The following is a 19,436-nucleotide window of genomic DNA, read 5'->3' on the forward strand; positions in this document are numbered from 1 at the left end:
ACCCAGCGCCTCAAACGCCGGCGAGGCTGGATCTTCCAGCCCCCCGGCGTTTGAGGAGCGGGGGTCCGGGGGGCCGGCCCCCCGGCAACGGCGTCGCGCATGCGAGGGGTCAGGCGCCGCCGAAGGCCGACAGGATGCGGTCCGCCGCAGAAGTCGGGGTGACGGAGCCCGCCCGTACCGCGGCCTCCAGCTCCGGTGCAAGCTCCCGCACCGCGGGATCCGCCCGCAACCGCTCCAGCAACTCCTCGCGGACCATCGACCAGGTCCACTCCACCTGCTGCGCCGCCCGCTTCGCCGCCAGCCGGCCCCCCGCGTCCAGCAGGGTCCGGTGCTGTTCGAGGCGGTTCCACACCTCGTCCAGCCCGGCCGACTCCCGCGCACTGCACGTCAGGACCGGCGGCGTCCAGGCCGCGTCCACGGGGTGCATCAGCCGCAGCGCGCCCGACAGTTCCCGCGCCGCCGCCTTCGCGTCGCGCTCGTGCGGGCCGTCCGCCTTGTTCACGGCCAGTACGTCGGCCAGTTCCAGGACGCCCTTCTTGATGCCCTGCAACTGGTCGCCCGTACGGGCCAGGGAGAGCAGCAGGAAGGAGTCGACCATCCCCGCCACCGTGGTTTCCGACTGGCCCACGCCGACCGTCTCGACGAGGACCACGTCGTAGCCCGCCGCCTCCATCACGATCATCGACTCGCGGGTGGCCTTGGCGACGCCGCCCAGCGTGCCCGCCGAGGGGGACGGCCGCACGAAGGCCGCCGGGTCCACGGACAGCCGCTCCATCCGGGTCTTGTCACCCAGGATGGAGCCGCCGGTGCGCGTGGACGACGGGTCCACCGCGAGCACCGCGACCCGGTGGCCCAGACCCGTCAGCATGGTGCCGAACGCGTCGATGAAGGTGGACTTGCCCACCCCCGGGACACCGCTGATGCCGATCCGGCGGGCCCGGCCCGCGTGCGGCAGCAGCTCCGTCAACAGCCCCTGCGCCAGCACCCGGTGAGCGGGCAGGGTGGACTCGACGAGGGTGATCGCGCGCGCGATGAGCGCGCGCTTCCCGTCGAGCACCCCCTTCGCGTAGGCCTCGATGTCGATCTTCGGCACCGGCGGCCGCCTACAGCTCGTGGCCCAGGTCCGCGGCCAGCCGCGTCACCAGGTCGTGGGCCGCGTCCGGGATCACCGTGCCGGGCGGGAACACCGCCGTCGCGCCCATCTCCAGCAGCGTCGGGACATCAGCCGGCGGGATCACCCCGCCCACGACGATCATGATGTCCTCGCGGCCCTCCTCCGCCAACTGCTCGCGCAGCGCCGGTACGAGGGTCAGGTGGCCGGCCGCCAGCGACGAGACGCCCACCACGTGGACGTCCGCCTCGACGGCCTGGCGGGCCACCTCCGCCGGGGTCTGGAACAGCGGGCCGACGTCCACGTCGAAGCCCAGGTCGGCGAAGGCGGACGCGATCACCTTCTGGCCGCGGTCGTGCCCGTCCTGGCCCATCTTGCAGACCAGGATGCGCGGACGGCGGCCCTCCGCCTCCTCGAACCGGTCGATGAGCGCACGGGTGCGCTCCAGAAACGGGGACTCGCCGGCTTCGGTGCGGTACACACCCGAGATCGTACGGATCTGGCTCGCGTGCCGCCCGTACACCTTCTCCAGTGCGTCCGAGATCTCGCCCACCGTGGCCTTGGCGCGCGCCGCGTCCACCGCGAGGGCCAGCAGGTTCCCGTCCCCGCGCTCGGCCGCGTTGGTCAGCGCCCGCAGGGTGTCCTGCGTGACCGCCTCGTCGCGCTCCTCGCGCAGCCGCCGCAGCTTGGCGATCTGCTGGGAGCGCACCGAGGAGTTGTCGACCTTCAGGACGTCGATCGCCTCGTCGTTCTCCACGCGGTACTTGTTCACGCCGATCACCGGCTGGCGACCGGAGTCGATGCGCGCCTGCGTGCGCGCCGCGGCCTCCTCCACGCGCAGCTTCGGGATGCCCGCGTCGATGGCCTGCGCCATGCCGCCGGCCGCCTCGACCTCCTCGATGTGCTGCCACGCGCGGCGCGCCAGGTCGTACGTCAGCTTCTCCACGTACGCGCTGCCGCCCCACGGGTCGATCGACCGGCAGGTCCCCGACTCCTGCTGCAGCAGCAGCTGGGTGTTGCGGGCGATGCGCGCCGAGAAGTCCGTCGGCAGCGCCAGCGCCTCGTCGAGGGCGTTGGTGTGCAGCGACTGGGTGTGGCCCTGGGTCGCCGCCATCGCCTCGATGCACGTGCGCGTCACGTTGTTGAAGACGTCCTGCGCGGTCAGCGACCAGCCCGAGGTCTGCGAATGCGTGCGCAGCGACAGCGACTTGGCGTTCTTCGGGTCGAACTGCTTGACCAGGCGCGCCCACAGCAGGCGGGCCGCGCGCAGCTTCGCGACCTCCATGAAGAAGTTCATGCCGATCGCCCAGAAGAACGACAGGCGCGGCGCGAACGCGTCCACGTCCAGCCCGACCGCCTGACCCGCCCGCAGGTACTCCACGCCGTCGGCGAGGGTGTACGCCAGCTCCAGGTCGGCCGTGGCCCCGGCCTCCTGGATGTGGTAGCCGGAGATGGAGATCGAGTTGTACCGCGGCATCTTCTGCGAGGTGAAGGAGAAGATGTCGGAGATGATCCGCATCGAGGGCTTGGGCGGGTAGATGTAGGTGTTGCGGACCATGAACTCCTTGAGGATGTCGTTCTGGATGGTCCCGGCCAGCTTGTCGGGGGAGACGCCCTGCTCCTCCGCGGCCACGATGTAGAGCGCGAGGACGGGCAGCACCGCGCCGTTCATCGTCATCGACACCGACATCTTGTCCAGCGGGATCCCGTCGAACAGCTGCCGCATGTCGTAGATCGAGTCGATCGCCACGCCCGCCATGCCGACGTCGCCGGTCACGCGCGGGTGGTCGCTGTCGTAGCCGCGGTGCGTCGGCAGGTCGAAGGCCACCGACAGGCCCTTCTGGCCGGACGCCAGATTGCGCCGGTAGAAGGCGTTCGACTCCTCGGCCGTGGAGAAGCCGGCGTACTGCCGGATCGTCCAGGGCTGGTTCACGTACATCGTCGGGTACGGGCCGCGCAGGTACGGGGCCACGCCCGGGTACGTCTGCAGGAAGTCCAGGCCCTCCAGGTCCCGCCCGGTGTAGAGCGGTTTGACCCCGATGCCCTCGGGGGTCTCCCACAGCAGGTCGGCGGCCGCGGTGCCGGTGGACTCCTTCACCAAGGCGCGCCACTGCTCCTCGGAGACGCCGGCGGCGGAGGAGCCGAGCGCCAGCTCGGAGAAATCGGGGATGCTCAAGACGGCACTCCCATCCGGTCGAGTACGGAGGACAGTACGGCGACGGCGTCACAGCCGGCGAAGACGTACTCGTCCACGGAAGCCTCTGCGGTGCCCGGCCGGCCGGCGAGGAAGACGGTCGTGGCGCCCGCCGCGCGCAGGGCGCCGGCCGCCGCCGCGGCCTGCTCCTCGTACAGCGCGTCGCCGGAGCAGAGCACGGCCATGCCGTCGGCGCCGCTCGCGGCATAGGCCTCGGCGGCCGTCGCCGGGTCCACCGACACCGGATCGTGCACGGGCTCGATGCCACCCGCCTGGAACAGGTTCGAGGCGAAGGTGGCGCGCGCGGTGTGCGCGGCCGCCGGGCCCAGTGCGGCGAGGAAGATCCTCGGCCGGGCCCCGGTCGCCGCCAGGTGCGCGTCGCTGCGGGCGCGCAGGGCCTCGTACGCCTCGTCGCGCCGGACGCGCGGCAGTCCGCCGGTGGGTCCGGCGGGCGCGGGCTCGCGCACGACCGGCTTCTCGGAGAGCAGCGGGAACTCGCTGACGCCGGTGATCGGCTCGCGGCGCTTGGCCAGCTTCTTGGAGCGCTCGGCCCAGGTGGCGGCGAGCCGCTCGGCGACCAGCCCGGAGCGCAGGGCGGCGGCCTGGCCGCCGGCCTTCTCCACGGTCCGGAAGAACTCCCAGGCCGCGTGGGCGAGTTCGTCGGTGAGCCGCTCCACGTAGTACGAGCCGCCGGCCGGGTCGATCACCCGGGCCAGGTGCGACTCCTCCAGCAGGATGGTGGAGGTGTTGCGGGCGATCCGGCGCGCGAAGGCGTCCGGCAGGCCCAGCTCGTGGTCGAAGGGGAGCACGGTGACCGAGTCCGCGCCGCCCACGCCCGCGGCCATGCAGGCCACGGTGGTGCGCAGCATGTTCACCCAGGGGTCGCGGCGGGTCATCATCACCGGCGAGGTCACCGCGTGCTGCCGCTGGGCGCCCGCCTCCGGGGCCCCCGAGGCCTCGGCGATACGGGACCACAGCCGGCGCGCGGCGCGCAGCTTGGCGATGGTGAGGAACTGGTCTGCGGTCGCGGCGTAGCGGAACTCCAGCTGGCCGAGGGCCGCTTCGGTGCTCAGCCCGGCCTCGGTGAGGGCGCGGAGGTAGGCGACACCGGTGGCCAGGGACAGGCCCAGCTCCTCGGCGGCGCTGCCGCCGGCCTCGTGGTAGGGCAGGGCGTCCACGGTCAGGGCGCGCACCCCGGGCCAGCCGGCGGCGGCCTCCCGGGCCAGCTCCACGGCGGCGGCCGGGTCCAGCGCCTCGCCGGTCCGGGCCTCGTGGCCCAGCGGGTCGGCGCCCAGCGAGGCCCGGGCGGCCTCGGGGGACACCGCGCTCTCGGTGAGCAGGCGCAGCAACTCGCGGGCGGCTTCGGCGTATTGGGCTCCGGCGTCCAGGGAGACCGGGGCGAGGTCCAGGTAGACCCCCTCCAGCGCCCGCGCGAGGCCGTCGACCGGGAGGCCGCCGCGGCCCACGGTGAACCAGAGGGAGGTGACCCCGTTCTCCAGGTCGGCGAGGGCCGCTTCGTTCACGCGCACCGGATCGGTGCCCGCGAGGCGCTGGCGCACGTCCCAGCCGTTCGCGGTGGTGCCCTCCGGCCTGCCTCCGCGTACGAAGGGGGCGAAGCCGGGGAGGCCGGTGTCGGGAGCCGCCCCGTCGGGCGGCGCGGTGTAGAGGGGGCGGGTGGTGAGCCCGTCCTCGAGTGGGGTGGACAACGCATCTTCTGCGGCCTCGCCGGAGGCTTCCTTGCCCGACTTGCGCAGTACGCCTTCTACAAGGCGCTGCCACTGCTCATGCGTCGCGTCAGGGAACTCGGCGGCCAGGGAGAGCCCGTCGTCAGGCAGGACCGTCATGGCTCGAATGCTAGGGGCGGGCGCTTGAGGCGCACCATACCGTCCGGTGTGATCTCGCCCTCTCACGAGATCCTGAAAGGATCTTGACTACCGGGCTGAGCAGCACCGTTGCCGCGGTACTGGGGAGTACGTACGGACCCGCGCGCGTTACCACGATCCGTCGGGGATCTCCACGGTCGGGCGAGAGGTCCGTCCTGGCGGCCCCGGCCCCCTGCGGACTTCTCCCGTGCGGGACGTCCGCCGGCGCGGTCACGGCCGTGACCGGCGGATTGAAGACTTCCGACAGAAGCGCCGGTCCCGGGGCCGGTCCCGGGACCGATCCCCGCGCCCGGGTCAGGGAATGCGGATGCTGTCGACGAATCGCTCGTGCGTCTCCTTCAGGGTCTTCTCGCCCGCCTCGGGACCCAGGGTCAGGGCCTGCACGAGGTGGTCGTCGTCGGCGATCACGCGCACCCATCCGACCAGGCGCTGGTCGTGTTCAACGGTGGAGAGGCGCGCGTCGATGACCTGGCGGCCGTCAACCGTCTTCCTCTTGACGTCGCTGCTGGTGAGGGGCTCGCCGCCGAATTCCTTGTACGTGCCGGTGAGGCCCTGGATGGCCTCGTCGAGGGACAGCTGATCGCCCGGTATGTCGTGGACGGTGAAGCCGATGGCTCCCTCGGGGATCTCCAGCCCGTACGAGCGGCCCTCGACGGTCTCGCCGCCGGCGGTGGGGATGGAGGCCTTCCTGACCTGTGCCTTTCCGGGAAGCTCGGCCGTGATGCCACTGGGGGGATCGGTGGTCTTCACCCACTCCACGGCGGGCGCCGTGGTCACGGCTGCGACGTACGCCGTCGGCGGGGCGGAGAACGCGGGGGCCGAGGGCAGCACGCCCCCGGCAACCAGGGCCGCCGAGGCGGAGAGCATCAGAAGGCGCTGCGTCCGAGAACGGTCGGCCATGCGGATCACTTCCCATGACGTGGGGGCGGCGCCGGGGGCGGACGATGACGCTCACCTGCGGATGCCCGGTCCACCCTCCCAGCGTCCGTCCCTGAGGGCGCGCATGCATCCGGACGGGCCCGGACCCCGGCGTGTCTGCGGTGGTCCGTTCGCCCCGGGCGGTACGGGTGGTGGGCGGGGCCGGTGGCGCGAGCGGTGCGAGTGGTGGGAGTCGGTCGTGGCGATGGTCGGACTGTTCCGGGTCACTCCGGACACGGTGTACGTCGGGTCGCCGCCGAGCGCCGCCGGCGGCTCCGTACGGCTGACCGGCGACGGGCTGGAAGCGGTGGACCCCGACGGCTCCCGGACGTGGACCTGGGAAGAACTCCGTTCCGCGGTCGTCGAGGGCGTACCCGCCGAGGGCCCGTCGGGCCGCGCGGCGAAGCTGCTCGGGTCGGTGGTCTCGGCCGCGGCGGGCGTCTTCCTCGGCGAGGGGCCACCCGAGACGACCCTGCGGCTGGAGACGGAGAACGGGCCGGAAGAGTGACGGCCTACGCGGCGGTCGCCGGCTACGGCGCCGAGGAGACGGCCCTCTCCCAGGACCTGCTCGCCCGATTCGTCGCGGGAACCGCGGACCCGCGGACCCTGGGGGCCTGGGGCCGCGAGCACGCCCCGCAGGGCACGCCCAAGCCACCCGTACGGGAGTCCCTCCTCCGCACCTGGGCGGGGGCCTGAGCGCGTCCCGCCGTTCAGTCCTCCAGGCGGACGGGCATCAGCAGCGAAAAGGTGTCCTCGGTGTCGGTCCGGCGGATCGCCAGGGGCGCCGTGGGGGTGCCGAACTCCAGGACCAGCCGGTCGCGGGCGCCGGCGGCGGCGAGGGCGTGCAGGAGGAACTCGCGGTTGAGGGCTACGCGGTGCCGGTCGTCGTCGCCGTCCTCGCAGACGGTCACCACACCGTCGTCCGTCACCTTGAGCACGCTGAGGTCGCAGGAGACGCCGTCGTGCTCGCGCGCCTCACCCGCACGGACGGGGCCGGTCTCCAACGCCTCCCGGAAGGCCGCGACATCGACGAGGGCGCGGCGCCCTGCCGGGAGGCGGACGAGGCGACGGTAGTCGGGGAAGTCGTGATCGACGCACTGGCCCGCCGTCTGGCGGTCCCCCGCCTCCAGGGTCACGCGGCCACCGTCCACGGCGAGCCGGACCGGGGCGTCGTCGCTCAGCAGCGCCCGCATCGCGTCGGCGAGCGGGGACGGTACGACGACCTGCACGCGGGGCCCGTCGTGGCCGCTGGTACCGGCCCGTGCGACGGCCATCCGGTAGCGGTCGGTGGCCACGACGCGGAGCGCGTCGCCCTCGATGTCGAACAGGACTCCGCCGAGCACCGGGAGGTCCGGATCGGTGCCGGCCGCGAAGCGGACCGCGTCCAGCGCGGCGGCCAGCTCGGGTGCGGACACGGCCAGCCGGACGGTGGCGGTGGCGGTGGTGGCGGTGGTGCGGGTGGTGCCGGCGGTGCGGAGCACGGTCATCGGGTTCTCCCTGCATTCGAGTAGCGCTCGGACGGTGGAGAACTCACTGCGCGCATCGGACAGCCCCCGTTCAAGACGGCGCAGATGCGCCTGCAGCAGCTTGCGCACCAGGTCGGTGTCCGCGCTGGACCAGCCGGCCAGCACCAGCCGGATGTCCGCCAAGGGCATGCCCGCCCGCCGCAGCCTGGCCAGCAACCGGGACTCCTCGAGCTGCTCGGGGCCGTACCACCGGTAGCCGCTCACCGGATCCACCCGGGCCGGGACCAGCACGCCCGCGCCGTCGTAGAACCGCAGGGTGCTCACACTCAGTCCGCTGTTCCGGGCCATCTCGCCAATGCTGCGCATCTCGCTCTCCACACCCGTAACTCTGAGCCCTCCACCAGGTCGAGGGTCAACCGCCACCGCCACCGCCACCGCCACCGCCGCCGTGGGGGCGGCGTGCGTGGCGGTGGCGTTGCGGACTCGTGAAATCCAGCCATGGATTTTCGGCCGCCGACGGCGCTGTGGATGATGTGCGGACCCGAAGGAAAGCCCAGATCAAGGGGATGGCCAGGCGCCTGGACCATCCGCAGCAGGACCCGAAGCTGCACCACCGGATCCTGGTGGGCGGCCTGGACCGGGTGTGGACCCGGCCCGCGGCCCTGTCGGGTACGGGGGCTGCGGCGTGATCGAACTGGTCTCGCGTGACCGGTGCATCACCCGCGACAAGTGCATCGAGGTGTGCCCGACGGACGTGTTCGAGCGGGGGCCCGGGGGGATCCCGCCCCGCGGGGCCCTATTCCCTCACGCGGGCAGGGTGTTGCGGTGCGAGCTCCGGCGGGCCGCGGCGAAGAGCGCCTGGATCTGCGTACCGGACTGCTCGACGTCGTCGAGGGGGGAGGGGAAGGGCAGCGTCACGTCCCGGTGGCCGCGCCGCTCCTCCAGCCGCAGGGTGATCCCGTACCGGTCCAGGGCGACCGGCAGCGCGCGCACGACCGCGGCGGTGGGCAGCGGCCGGACCAGGCGCAGCAGCAGGGTGACGAGGTCGTGGTGGTCGTCCAGGAGGTGCGTGAGCATGCCTGCCTCGTACGGGGCGAGCGGGTCGGGGTGTGCCGCCTCCAGCTCTTCGAGGCCGACGTACGCGAGGCCCTGCCCGGTCTCCAGGACGGCCTGGCCGAACTCCACGCAGGTGGAGTCGGCGGCCTCGTCCGAGTAGGGGGTGAGCAGGCGGCCCAGCACGGTGACGCGGGCGCGCACCCGGTCGCGCACCGGGGTGGGGGCGACGTCGGTGAATTCCAGCCGGATCGTGGGCCGGTACTCGGCGTCGCCGCCCGGCTCGGCGGGGTGCAGGTGCAGCCGGCCCATCGGGTCGCCGCCGTCGAGGTGGCGGACCTCGGTGCGCCGTTCGCCGGTGATGAGGGTCATGGAGTGGGCGGCGGCCAGGATCGACCGGATTCGCTCGGCGTCGGTGGGCCGGGCGGCCGGGGTGGCAGGGGCACCGGACATGCGCATGCGGATCTCTCCATCGCCAGAGTAAGTTAGGCATGCCTAACCTAACTCATCCGGCGCTCCGGGAGTACCCGGCGTGGTTCGTGTCGCTGTTGGGCTGAACGGGTGAAACGCGAGAGGATGGGGGGATGCACATGAAGCGCGCGGCTGAGGCGGCCCGGTGAGCAGGTACGACGTCACCGACGAACAGTGGGAGGGGCTCGCGCAGGTGGTCCCCCTGCGCAGTCGCAACGAGTGGCCCTCCCGGGTGGACCACCGCACGATCCCCAAGGCGCCCGGAGCGTCGGTGGCGGAGCAGCGGCGCTTCGTGGTGATCAGAGTTCAGATTTTCGCGGACGCGCGGGAGGTGGCGGAGTACCTGATCGCGCAGATTCCGGTGCTGCTCGACCTCACCGGCGCGGACAGCGAAGTGGCCAAGCGCATCCTGGACTTCAGCAGCGGCGTGGTCTTCGGGCTCGGCAGCGGCATGCACCGGGTGGACCGGAACGTCTTCCTGCTGGCCCCCGTGGGGACCGAGGTCGAGGGGATCGCGGCCGCGGCCGTCCCCCGATCGTAGGAAGGTCCGCACGAGGGAACGGTTCGCCGGGGCCGCGGGGGGTCCGGCGGCCCGTACCGTCCCGCGCATGGACGCCACCTTGGACGCGGCGGTGGACCCCGCCCCCGCCGCCCTCGCCCTCGCCCCCGACTCCGACCCCGACTCCGCGTTAGCCGACGGAGAGTCGGCCGACACCCCCACCGTTCCCGCTCAGGCCGGGCCGGCCCCCGCCGGCCGCGCCGCCCGTGTGCGGGCCGGTGCGACCGGGCCCCCGGTCCGGCCCGCCGCTTCCGCGGTACCGGCCGGCGCTTCCGCGGTACCGGTCGCCTCCGTGGGCGAGGGCCCCGCCTCCTCCGCGCCGGCCGGGCCGCCGCAGGCGGGCCCCGGCGGCTGCGCGCGGCCTGCCGAGCCCGCGCGGCAGCAGCCGCACCGGCGGCCCGTGGTCACCGAGTTGAGGCTCTCCGCCTTCGGACCGCACCGGTCGGCCGCCTTCCCGCTCGGGCCCGTCACCCTCTTCGCCGGGCCGAGCGGCAGCGGCAAGTCCCAGGCCCTGGCCGCCTACGAGTCCCTGGCCGGGCTGGGGTCCGGAGCCACGCTCGAGGAGGCCTTCCCGGACCCGCGCGCCCGCATCCCCGACCTGGCCGTCCCCGACGCCCAGCGAAGGCGCGGATTCCGCCTCGGCTGCACGGTCGACGGCCCCGCCGGCCCGGTCCGGCTCGACCTCGCGGTCCAGGCCGAGCCCACGCTGCGGATCGTCGGTGAACGGCTCACGCAGGACGGGCAGATCCTGCTCGCCACCGCCCTGCGCGACCCCGGCCGGCGCTCCGTGCAGGCCGCCTGGCTGACCGGCGGCGCCATCGGCGTCACCAGGGCCCCGCTGCCCGACGACCGGCTCGGCACGGCGCTGCTCCCGCTGCGCGTCGCCGGCTCCACGGCGGGCCAGCGGCAGGTCCTGGCCGCCGCCGAGCAGGTCGTGGTGGCCCTGCGCTCGGTGTTCCCCTGCGACCCCCGCCCCGACCGGATGCGCGCCGCCGTCCCGCCGGGCGAGGGCCGGCTGCTGGGCGACTGCGCCAACCTGGCCGACGTACTGCGGCGGACCCGCCACGAATGCGGCACCCGCCACGCACTGCTGGCCGGAGCGGCCCGTACCGGTTGCGCCGGGCCCGTCGCCGGACTCGACGTGCGGGCCTGCGCGGGCGGCGGCCCCGTCACGGCGGTGCTGGACCGGGGCCCCGCCCGGCCCGCCACTGAACTGGCCCGCCTCGGCGCGGGCGAACTGCGCTTCCTCGCGCTGGCGCTGGTCCTGCTGACCGGCCCCGGCGTGCTGGACATGGACCCGGCCGCCGAACTCCTCTCCGCACAGCAGGCCCTGACCGTGCTGGCCGACGGCTTCGACCGCGGCCTGGACCGGAGCCAGAGCGCCGAGCTGCTGCGCCTGGCCCTGCTGTCCGGCAGCCGCGGCCACATCCGGCTGGTGGCGACGGTGGGGGAGGAGACCGCGGCGACCGCCCGCCGCCTCCCGGGCGTCGCGATGGTAGACCTGAGGGCATGAACGAGACGCAGGAGCCGCCGCCCGAGCGGCGGCCGGACGAACGGCCGGACGCCGGGCCCGGCGAACGGCCCTTTGAACGGCTGGACCGACTGCAGCGCCGGCTCGCGGAGTTCGCGGCCGCGCGGGGCTGGGAGCCGTACCACACGCCCAAGAACCTGGCGGCGGCGCTGAGCGTGGAGGCGTCCGAACTGGTCGAGATCTTCCAGTGGCTGACACCGGAACAGTCGGCGGAGGTCATGGAGAAGCCGGAAACCGCCCACCGCGTGGCCGATGAGGTGGCCGATGTGCTCGCGTATCTGCTGCAGTTCTGTGAGGTTCTCGGGGTGGATGTGCTGGATGCGCTCGCCGCGAAGATCGAGAGGAACGAACTCCGCTTCCCTGTGACCGGTACACCGACACCTCATCGTCACTCTTCGGAGTGATGAGCTCATCTACAATCACATTTGTGTCCACATTTTCCGAATACCCCTGGCTTTACCGGCCCGTTGCCATCACTCTGGGTAGTGGTGAGGATGGCGGGATGTCGTGCGGACGGGGGACGGCATATGGATGCGGTACGGCTCATCGCGGCCGGCCGGCACGCGCTGGCACAGAGCAGGGCTGCGTGGGACATCGTGGGCGAGGCCTGGCAGGCCCAGGCGCTCGCGCAGGGGATCGGGAGCTATCTGGCGGTCACCGGGCCGCCGGAGCTGAGATCGGAGGCACGGGGACTGGGGGAAGCGGGAGGCAGAGGGTGCGGGGTGCTCGACAGAGCCGCCCTGCGCGGCGAGGGCAGCGCGCCCGAGTATCCGCCGCGGGCGGCACAGCTGAGCGAGGTCTCGGATGTCCGCCAGGCGCTGCTCGGGCTGCAGGCGCTGCTGGGCGAAGTGGGGATAGCCCTGGTCGGGGTGGCCTGCGGCACGGACGACGAGACCCTGTACTGGCAGTGCATAGAGTCGATCGACGCGGCTGACGAGTCGAGCGACCGGGTACGGGGGATCCTGCGCCGCATGGTGGTCCGCGAGCGGGGATCCGCCTCGGGCGTGGCCTGATGCGGGTGAATCGAGTGGGGTCCCGCCGTGCGCGGCGGGACCCGCACGGTCAGGACGACCGGTAGGACGGGTGCTCGCCCTGGAGGGTGCGGTCCGTGGAGGACTGGAGATCGGCGTCGAGCTGCGAGAGGTCGGCGTTCAGCGCCGCCATCAGCTCTTCCATCTGCTGCAGCAGGCCCTTCGGCGCGCCGCCGCCCTGGGCGGGTGCCGCGGACTCCTGGTGTGCGTGCTCGTGTGCTGCCTGTCCGGTCGGTCCGGTCTGTCGCGGGGTCTCCGGCACGGCCTCGTGGGACATGGCGGCCTCCTCGGCCCTGGCCCTTCCAAGGCGGAAGGGGGCGGTGGACGCACTGGCGGGAGTCCGCCGGCGCGCGGGCCGGGCGGTCCGGCTCCGTCCGAGGAAACGATCCCCATCCGGGCTGGTCACTGGCGGCCTCCCCGGTGGACCATCCGGTTGACGCAGATTCACCCGGCCGGGGCGGGACGGGCAGGATGGGTTCATGGATCTGCGCATTTTCACCGAGCCCCAGCAGGGTGCGAGCTACGACACCCTCCTGAGCGTCGCCAAGGCCACCGAGGAACTGGGTTTTGACGCCTTCTTCCGCTCCGACCACTACCTGAAGATGGGATCCGCCGACGGCCTGCCGGGTCCCACGGACGCCTGGATCACCCTCGCCGGCCTGGCCCGCGAGACCAAGCGGATCCGGCTGGGCACGCTGATGACGGCCGGCACCTTCCGGCTGCCCGGCGTCCTCGCCATCCAGGTGGCGCAGGTGGACCAGATGTCCGGTGGCCGCATCGAACTGGGCCTGGGCGCGGGCTGGTTCGCGCAGGAGCACAAGGCGTACGGGATCCCCTTCCCGGCGGACCGGATGTCCCGGCTGGAGGAACAGCTGGCCATCGTCACCGGCATGTGGGCCACCGAGGCGGGCGCCACCTTCGACTTCGCGGGCCGCCACTACCAGGTGGAGAACTCGCCCGCGCTGCCCAAGCCCGCCCAGGCCAAGGTCCCCGTCCTCATCGGCGGCCACGGAGCCAAGCGCACCCCGCGGCTCGCCGCGCGCTACGCGTCCGAGTTCAACGTGCCGTTCGCGTCGATCGCCGACAGCGAGCGGCAGTTCGGCCGCGTCCGGGAGGCGGCCGAGGAGGCCGGCCGCAAGCCCGACGACCTGATCTACTCCAATGCCCTCGTCGTGTGCGTGGGCAAGGACGATGCCGAAGTGGCCCGCCGGGCCGCCGCCATCGGCCGGGACGTGGACGAGCTCAAGGCCAACGGCCTGGCCGGCTCCCCGTCCGAGGTCGTGGAGAAGATCGGCGCCTACGAGGCCACCGGCTCCTCGCGCGTCTACCTCCAGCTGCTCGACCTCGACGACCTGGACCACCTGGAGCTGATCTCCGCCCAGGTGCTCTCCCAGCTCGGATAGGAGGAACCGCCCCGTGCCACGCGCGTCCGGCCCGCTCGCCGAGGCCCTCGGCCGCAGGACCGTGCTCCTGGACGGCGGACTGAGCAACCAGCTCGCCGCCCAGGGCTGCGACCTCTCCGGCGACCTCTGGTCGGGCCGGGTCCTCGCCGAGCGGCCGGACCAGGTGGAGGCCGCCCACGCGGCGTACGCGCGGGCCGGCGCCGAGGTGCTGATCACCGCCAGCTACCAGGTCGGCTACGAGGCCTTCGCCGCCCACGGCCACGACCGCGCCGCGACCACCGCCCTGTTGCACCGCAGCGTCGCCCTCGCCGCCCGTGCGGCCGGGGCCGCAGACCACGAGGTGTGGGTGGCAGCCTCGGTGGGCCCGTACGGGGCGGTGCTCGCGGACGGCTCCGAGTACCGCGGCCGGTACGGCCTGAGCGTGCGCGAGCTCGCCGCCTTCCACCGCCCCCGCATCGAGGCCCTGCTCGACGCCGGCCCCGACGTCCTCGCCGTGGAGACCCTGCCCGACCCGGACGAGGCCGAGGCCGTGCTCACCGTCCTCGTGGAAACGGGAGCCCCCGCCTGGCTGAGTTACACCGTGGCCGACGGCCGCACCCGCTCCGGCGCGGCCCTCCCCGAGGCCTTCGCCCTCGCCGCGCAGGCCCCGGAGATCATCGCGCTCGGCGTCAACTGCTGCGATCCGGCCGAGGTCCTCCCCGCCCTCGAAGCGGCCGCCACCACCACCCGCAAGCCGCTCCTGGCCTACCCCAACGACGGCTCCGTCTGGGACGCCGCCACCCGCACCTGGCACACCCCCCAGACCCTCGCCCCGTGGCCCACCCGGGCCTGGCACCGCGCCGGCGCCCGCCTCATCGGCGGCTGCTGCCGCATCGGCCCCGACCGGATCGCCGCCCTGGCCGCCGCCGTACACACCCCAGAAGGCCGGGGCGCCCCCGGCGGGGAGTCGGCCTGACCCCCCGGAAAACGAGAGGCGCTCAGGTGCGGTGACCAGCAACAATCGGTCGTGTGTTCCTGACGATCTCCACCACCGGCTCCCCTGAACGTCCCGCCACCGACCTGGGCTACCTGCTGCACAAGCATCCCGGGAAGACGCAGGCGTTCTCCACCTCCCACGGCACCGCCCACGTGTTCTACCCCGAGGCCACGGCCGAGCGGTGCACGGCGGCCCTGTTGCTGGAGGTGGATCCCGTCGCGCTCGTGCGGCGCGGTCAGGGCAAGGGCCGTGGCGGGACGCCCGACGCCGCGCTCGCCCAGTACGTCAACGACCGCCCGTACGCCGCCTCCTCGCTGCTCGCCGTCGCGCTCAGCGGGGTGTTCCGCACCGCGCTCAAGGGCCAGTGCGCCCTCCGCCCGGAACTCCCGGAGCAGGCGCTGCCGCTGCGCATCGAGATCCCGGTGCTGCCCGCACGCGGCGGGGCGGGGCTCGTGCACCGGCTGTTCGACCCGCTCGGCTGGGACCTCGTACAGGCCGAGGCCGTACCGCTCGACGAGCAGTTCCCCGAGTGGGGGGACTCGCGCTACGTACGGCTCGTCCTGGAGGGAGAGCTGCGTCTGGCGGACGCCCTGCGCCAGCTCTACGTGCTGCTGCCGGTGCTCGACGACGCCAAGCACTACTGGATCGCCCCCGACGAGGTCGACAAGCTGCTGCGCGCCGGAGACGGCTGGCTCGCCGCCCACCCCCAGAACGGGCTGATCAGCTCCCGCTACCTGGCCCGCCACAAGCGGCTGACCCAGGACGCCGTCGAGCGCCTGGAACTGGTCCGCCTCGCCGAGGCCGACGGCAGCGAGGTCGAGGAGCTCGACAACGCCGTGGACGAGACGCGCGACACCGAGGAGCGGCCCGTGCCGCTCGCGGTCCAGCGGCGCGAGGCGATCCTCGCCGCGCTGCGGGCCGCGGGTGCCCAGCGGGTGCTGGACCTCGGCTGCGGTCAGGGCCAGCTGGTGCAGGCCCTGCTCAAGGACCCGGCGTACACCGAGATCATCGGCATGGACGTGTCCGTACGGGCCCTGAACACGGCGGCCCGGCGGCTGCGCCTGGATCGGCTGGGCGAGCGGCAGAGCTCGCGCGTCACGCTCCTGCAGGGCTCGCTCGCCTACACCGACAAGCGACTGGCCGGCTACGACGCGGCCGTGCTCAGCGAGGTCATCGAGCACCTGGACCTGGAGCGGCTGCCCGCGCTGGAGTACGTGGTGTTCGGCTCGGCCCGCCCCCGCACGGTCCTCGTGACCACCCCGAACGTCGAGTACAACGTCCGCTGGGAGACCCTGCCCGCCGGGCACGTCCGGCACGGCGACCACCGCTTCGAGTGGACCCGCGAGGAGTTCCGCGCCTGGGCCGACGCCGTGGCGGCGCGCCACGGGTACGAGGTCGCGTACGTCCCCGTCGGCGACGACGACCCCGAGGTCGGGCCGCCGACGCAGATGGCCGTCTTCACACAGGCCGACACCACCGCCGACACGACCACGAGCACCGGCACGACCACCACCACCGACACCCCGAAGGAGGGCGAGGCAGCATGACCACCGAGACCCACCGCACCCGCGTACTTCCCGTCACCGACCTGTCCCTCGTCGTCCTGATCGGGGCCACCGGATCGGGCAAGTCCACCTTCGCCCGCAAGCACTTCAAGCCGACCGAGGTCGTCTCCTCCGACTACTGCCGGGGCCTGGTCTGCGACGACGAGAACGACCAGAGCGCGAGCCGCGACGCCTTCGACGTCCTGCACTACATCGCGGGCAAGCGCCTCGCCGCCGGCCGCCTCACCGTCGTCGACGCCACCAGCGTCCAGGCCGACGCCCGCCGTCAGCTGGTCCAGCTCGCCCGCGAGCACGACGTCCTGCCCATCGCCATCGTCCTGGACATGCCCGAACAGGTATGCGCCGACCGCAACGCGGCCCGCCCCGACCGGGCCGGACTGCCCCGCGCCGTCATCCAGCGGCACCGCCGCGACCTGCGGCGCTCGCTGCGCGGCCTGGAGCGCGAGGGCTTCCGCAAGGTCCACGTCCTGCGCACCGTCGAGGAGGCCGAGACCGCCGAGGTGGTCCTGGAGAAGCGGTTCAACGACCTCACCCACCTCACCGGCCCCTTCGACATCGTCGGAGACATCCACGGCTGCGCCTCCGAGCTGGAGACCCTCCTCGCCAAGCTCGGCTACGAGGACGGGGTCCACCCCGAGGGCCGCACGGCCGTCTTCGTCGGCGACCTCGTCGACCGGGGCCCGGACAGCCCGGGCGTGCTGCGCCGCGTCATGGGCATGGTGAAGTCCGGCAACGCCCTGTGCGTGCCCGGCAACCACGAGAACAAGCTCGGCCGTTACCTGAAGGGCTCCAAGGTCCAGCGGACCCACGGCCTCGCCGAGACCATCGAGCAGCTGGAGAAGGAGCCGGAGGAGTTCGTCGAGGAGGTGCGCGCGTTCATCCGCGGTCTCGTCAGCCACTACGTCCTCGACGGCGGCAAGCTGGTGGTCTGCCACGCGGGCCTGCCCGAGAAGTACCACGGCCGCACCTCCGGCCGGGTCCGCTCGCACGCCCTGTACGGGGACACCACCGGCGAGACGGACGAGTTCGGCCTGCCCGTGCGCTACCCGTGGGCCGAGGACTACCGCGGCAAGGCCGTCGTGGTCTACGGCCACACACCGGTCCCCAACACGGCCTGGATCAACAACACCATCTGCCTCGACACCGGCGCCGTCTTCGGCGGGAAGATGACCGCACTGCGCTGGCCCGAGCGCGAACTGGTCGACGTACCGGCCGAGAAGGTCTGGTACGAGCCGACGCGCCCGCTCGCCGCCGAGGCGCCGGGCGGCGCTGCATCGGATTCGTCGCGGGGCGTCCGTCCGCTCGACCTCGCCGACGTCCACGGCCGCCGGGTCGTGGAGACCCGGCACCTGGGCAACGTCAACGTGCGCGAGGAGAACGCGGCGGCGGCCCTGGAGGTCATGAGCCGCTTCGCGGTCGACCCGCGGCTGGTTCCGTACCTGCCGCCGACCATGGCGCCGACGGCGACCTCGCGGGAGGAGGGCTACTTGGAGCACCCCGCCGAGGCCTTCGCCCAGTACCGCAAGGACGGCATCGCCCAGGTCGTGTGCGAGGAGAAGCACATGGGCTCCCGGGCCACCGTCCTGGTCTGCAAGGACGCCGACGCGGCCCGCGAGCGCTTCGGCGTCGACGGGCCGACCGGCTCCGTCTACACCCGCACCGGGCGGCCCTTCTTCAAGGATCCGGAGGTCACCGAGGAGGTCCTCACGCGGCTCCGCTCGGCGGTCACCGACGCCGGGCTCTGGGATGAGCTCGGCACGGACTGGCTGCTGCTCGACGGGGAACTGCTGCCCTGGTCCCTGAAGTCCGGCGGCCTGCTGCGCAACCAGTACGCGGCGGTGGGCGCGGCCTCGGGCGCCGTCTTCCCGGGCGCCATCGCCGCCCTGGAGGCGGCGGCCGCCCGGGGCGTCGACACCGGTGAACTGCTGGAGCGGCAGCGCGGCCGGGCCACCGACGCGGCCGCCTTCACCGACGCGTACCGGCGCTACTGCTGGACCACCGACGGACTGGACGGCGTACGCTTCGCGCCCTTCCAGCTGCTGGCGGCGGCCGGGCGGTCGCTGGCCGCCGTACCCCACGACGAGCAGCTGTTCTGGCTGGACCGGCTCGTCGCCGCGGACGAGGCGGCCGGCACCGGGCTGCTGCGACGCACCGGACGGATCCTGGTGGACACCGCGGACGAGGACTCCGTACGGGCGGGCACCGACTGGTGGCTGGAGCTGACGGCCGCCGGCGGCGAGGGCATGGTCGTCAAGCCGCTCCAGGCCTACGCCCGGGACGGGAAGGGCCGCCTGGTCCAGCCCGGGGTGAAGGTGCGCGGACGCGAGTACCTGCGGATCATCTACGGTCCGGAGTACACCCGTCCGGACCACCTGGAGCGGCTGCGCGAGCGGTTCCTCGGGCACAAGCGCTCGCTCGCCCTGCGCGAGTACGCGCTCGGCCTGGAGGCGCTGGACAGGCTGGCGGACGGGGAGCCGCTGTGGCGGGTCCACGAGGCCGTCTTCGCGGTGCTCGCCCTGGAGTCGGAGCCGGTAGACCCCCGGCTCTGAGGGGACCGGGCCGGGCCGCGTCAGCACGACCCGTAAAGGGGTGGCCCCCGTACGGCCGCCAATTAGGTCGTATGGGGGAACTTTCGCGGTGAACTCCGGGAAATCCACCGGCGGGATCGTTCAACCAGGGCAGCGGAATGTCCGCGATCCTGGAAGGACGGAACGTCACTTATGAAGATGACCGCGCGCGGAAGCATTGCGGCGCTCATGACCTGTATGGCCGCGGCCGGCGCGGCCACCCCGGCCGTGGCGAACTCGGTGCCGGTCGGTGTACCGCTGGACGCCGGGAAGACCACGCTGGGCGTGGACACCCCGCGCGTGGGCACCGGCGTGCCGGTGCCGGTCGTGGGAGCGCCCGAGGCGCCCCGCTTCCACAAGGGGGACATGCTCCCGAGCCCACTGCTCCCGGTGGTCCCGATCGGCACCGGGCTCGGCAGCACCCTCGTCACCTCCCCGGTGCCGAACCTGCTGGGCGAGCCGGAGACGGACGGCGAGGGCTCCGTGGAGGCCCCGGCCACCGATCTGCTCGCCCGGACCCCCGGGCTGGTCGCCGGCGGTCTGCTGAAGATGCCGGACGCCTCCAACTCCGGGATCCCGAACCTGACCGCGCCCGAACTGGGCCTGACCGCCCCGGAACTCACCGGCGCCCCTTCGGCGCTTCTCGGCCTCGGCACCCCCCGCTGAGCGGACGCCACGTCAAAAGGCCGCCCGGTCTGGGAATGTGTA

General features: G+C 73.3%; 19 protein-coding genes. 12 read left to right on the top strand and 7 right to left on the bottom strand.

The genetic code is table 11. The annotated features are described in order from the left end of the window. Window positions 1-109: 109 nt before the first annotated feature. The 4 genes from meaB to OG332_RS33405 form a co-directional block, all read right to left on the bottom strand. A complete protein-coding gene (gene meaB / locus OG332_RS33390) occupies window positions 110-1,093 on the bottom strand; it encodes a methylmalonyl Co-A mutase-associated GTPase MeaB (RefSeq protein WP_327416925.1) in 984 nt (327 codons plus the stop codon). A 10-nt stretch (window positions 1,094-1,103) separates the two neighbouring features. Next, on the bottom strand, window positions 1,104-3,287 hold the full coding sequence (scpA, locus tag OG332_RS33395; protein ID WP_327416926.1) for a methylmalonyl-CoA mutase: 2,184 nt from the start codon (window positions 3,285-3,287) through the stop codon (window positions 1,104-1,106). Then, on the bottom strand, window positions 3,284-5,149 hold the full coding sequence (locus tag OG332_RS33400) for a methylmalonyl-CoA mutase family protein (RefSeq protein ID WP_327416927.1): 1,866 nt from the start codon (window positions 5,147-5,149) through the stop codon (window positions 3,284-3,286). Before OG332_RS33400 ends, scpA begins: the two co-directional genes overlap by 4 nt. A 333-nt stretch (window positions 5,150-5,482) precedes the next feature. Then, complete coding sequence (locus OG332_RS33405; protein ID WP_327416928.1) at window positions 5,483-6,088, bottom strand: hypothetical protein; 606 nt, start codon at window positions 6,086-6,088, stop codon at window positions 5,483-5,485. Between the two features lie 217 nt (window positions 6,089-6,305). Between OG332_RS33405 and OG332_RS33410 the strand changes: the two genes are divergently transcribed. Both OG332_RS33410 and OG332_RS33415 read left to right on the top strand, forming a co-directional pair. Then, a complete protein-coding gene (locus tag OG332_RS33410; protein WP_327416929.1) occupies window positions 6,306-6,614 on the top strand; it encodes a hypothetical protein in 309 nt (102 codons plus the stop codon). Beyond that, entirely contained in the window at window positions 6,611-6,802 is a 192-nt protein-coding gene (locus tag OG332_RS33415) for a hypothetical protein (protein ID WP_327416930.1), read from the top strand. The genes OG332_RS33410 and OG332_RS33415 overlap by 4 nt, the downstream gene beginning before the upstream one ends. Window positions 6,803-6,816: 14 nt before the next feature. Here OG332_RS33415 and OG332_RS33420 read toward each other — a convergent pair whose 3' ends face one another. Continuing rightward, entirely contained in the window at window positions 6,817-7,938 is a 1,122-nt protein-coding gene (locus tag OG332_RS33420) for a DNA polymerase III subunit beta family protein (RefSeq protein ID WP_327416931.1), read from the bottom strand. 200 nt (window positions 7,939-8,138) lie between these two features. On the opposite strand from OG332_RS33420, the gene OG332_RS33425 reads away from it, so the two are divergent. Continuing rightward, entirely contained in the window at window positions 8,139-8,261 is a 123-nt protein-coding gene (locus OG332_RS33425) for a hypothetical protein (RefSeq protein WP_327416932.1), read from the top strand. Window positions 8,262-8,376: 115 nt separating this feature from the next. Here the strand turns inward: OG332_RS33425 and OG332_RS33430 are convergent, their stop codons facing one another. Further along, window positions 8,377-9,084 (bottom strand): DUF2470 domain-containing protein, encoded by a 708-nt coding sequence (locus OG332_RS33430; RefSeq protein ID WP_327416933.1) that lies wholly within the window; start codon window positions 9,082-9,084, stop codon window positions 8,377-8,379. 157 nt (window positions 9,085-9,241) lie between these two features. Here OG332_RS33430 and OG332_RS33435 point away from each other — a divergent pair, with 157 nt between their 5' ends. The 4 genes from OG332_RS33435 (at window position 9,242) to OG332_RS33450 (ending at window position 12,199) form a co-directional block, all read left to right on the top strand. Next, window positions 9,242-9,637, top strand: coding sequence for a cell division protein SepF (locus tag OG332_RS33435; RefSeq protein WP_030721444.1), 396 nt, complete (start codon window positions 9,242-9,244; stop codon window positions 9,635-9,637). Between the two features lie 67 nt (window positions 9,638-9,704). Next, window positions 9,705-11,168: an ATP-binding protein gene (locus tag OG332_RS33440; protein ID WP_327416934.1), complete on the top strand. Its 1,464-nt coding sequence runs from the start codon at window positions 9,705-9,707 to the stop codon at window positions 11,166-11,168. Between the two features lie 80 nt (window positions 11,169-11,248). Continuing rightward, window positions 11,249-11,590, top strand: a complete 342-nt coding sequence (locus OG332_RS33445) for a nucleotide pyrophosphohydrolase (RefSeq protein ID WP_327419463.1) — start codon at window positions 11,249-11,251, stop codon at window positions 11,588-11,590. 123 nt (window positions 11,591-11,713) lie between these two features. Next, a complete protein-coding gene (locus OG332_RS33450; protein WP_327416935.1) occupies window positions 11,714-12,199 on the top strand; it encodes a DUF6099 family protein in 486 nt (161 codons plus the stop codon). A 49-nt stretch (window positions 12,200-12,248) separates the two neighbouring features. Here OG332_RS33450 and OG332_RS33455 read toward each other — a convergent pair whose 3' ends face one another. Next, entirely contained in the window at window positions 12,249-12,494 is a 246-nt protein-coding gene (locus OG332_RS33455; RefSeq protein WP_327416936.1) for a hypothetical protein, read from the bottom strand. Between the two features lie 202 nt (window positions 12,495-12,696). On the opposite strand from OG332_RS33455, the gene OG332_RS33460 reads away from it, so the two are divergent. The 5 genes from OG332_RS33460 to OG332_RS33480 all read left to right on the top strand — a co-directional run bounded on the left by OG332_RS33460 (window position 12,697) and on the right by OG332_RS33480 (window position 19,394). After that, on the top strand, window positions 12,697-13,620 hold the full coding sequence (locus tag OG332_RS33460) for an LLM class F420-dependent oxidoreductase (protein WP_327416937.1): 924 nt from the start codon (window positions 12,697-12,699) through the stop codon (window positions 13,618-13,620). A 13-nt stretch (window positions 13,621-13,633) separates the two neighbouring features. Then, window positions 13,634-14,575 carry a homocysteine S-methyltransferase gene (gene mmuM, locus OG332_RS33465; protein WP_327416938.1) on the top strand — a complete coding sequence of 314 codons (942 nt, stop codon included), beginning with the start codon at window positions 13,634-13,636 and terminating at the stop codon, window positions 14,573-14,575. Window positions 14,576-14,628: 53 nt separating this feature from the next. Beyond that, window positions 14,629-16,143: a 3' terminal RNA ribose 2'-O-methyltransferase Hen1 gene (locus tag OG332_RS33470; protein ID WP_327416939.1), complete on the top strand. Its 1,515-nt coding sequence runs from the start codon at window positions 14,629-14,631 to the stop codon at window positions 16,141-16,143. Continuing rightward, window positions 16,140-18,710 carry a polynucleotide kinase-phosphatase gene (locus OG332_RS33475; RefSeq protein ID WP_327416940.1) on the top strand — a complete coding sequence of 857 codons (2,571 nt, stop codon included), beginning with the start codon at window positions 16,140-16,142 and terminating at the stop codon, window positions 18,708-18,710. The genes OG332_RS33470 and OG332_RS33475 overlap by 4 nt, the downstream gene beginning before the upstream one ends. A 177-nt stretch (window positions 18,711-18,887) precedes the next feature. Beyond that, window positions 18,888-19,394 carry a hypothetical protein gene (locus tag OG332_RS33480; protein WP_327416941.1) on the top strand — a complete coding sequence of 169 codons (507 nt, stop codon included), beginning with the start codon at window positions 18,888-18,890 and terminating at the stop codon, window positions 19,392-19,394. The last annotated feature ends 42 nt before the right edge of the window (window positions 19,395-19,436 follow it).

The sequence above is a fragment of the Streptomyces sp. NBC_01233 genome (assembly GCF_035989305.1).
In the GTDB taxonomy this organism is placed as follows: domain Bacteria; phylum Actinomycetota; class Actinomycetes; order Streptomycetales; family Streptomycetaceae; genus Streptomyces.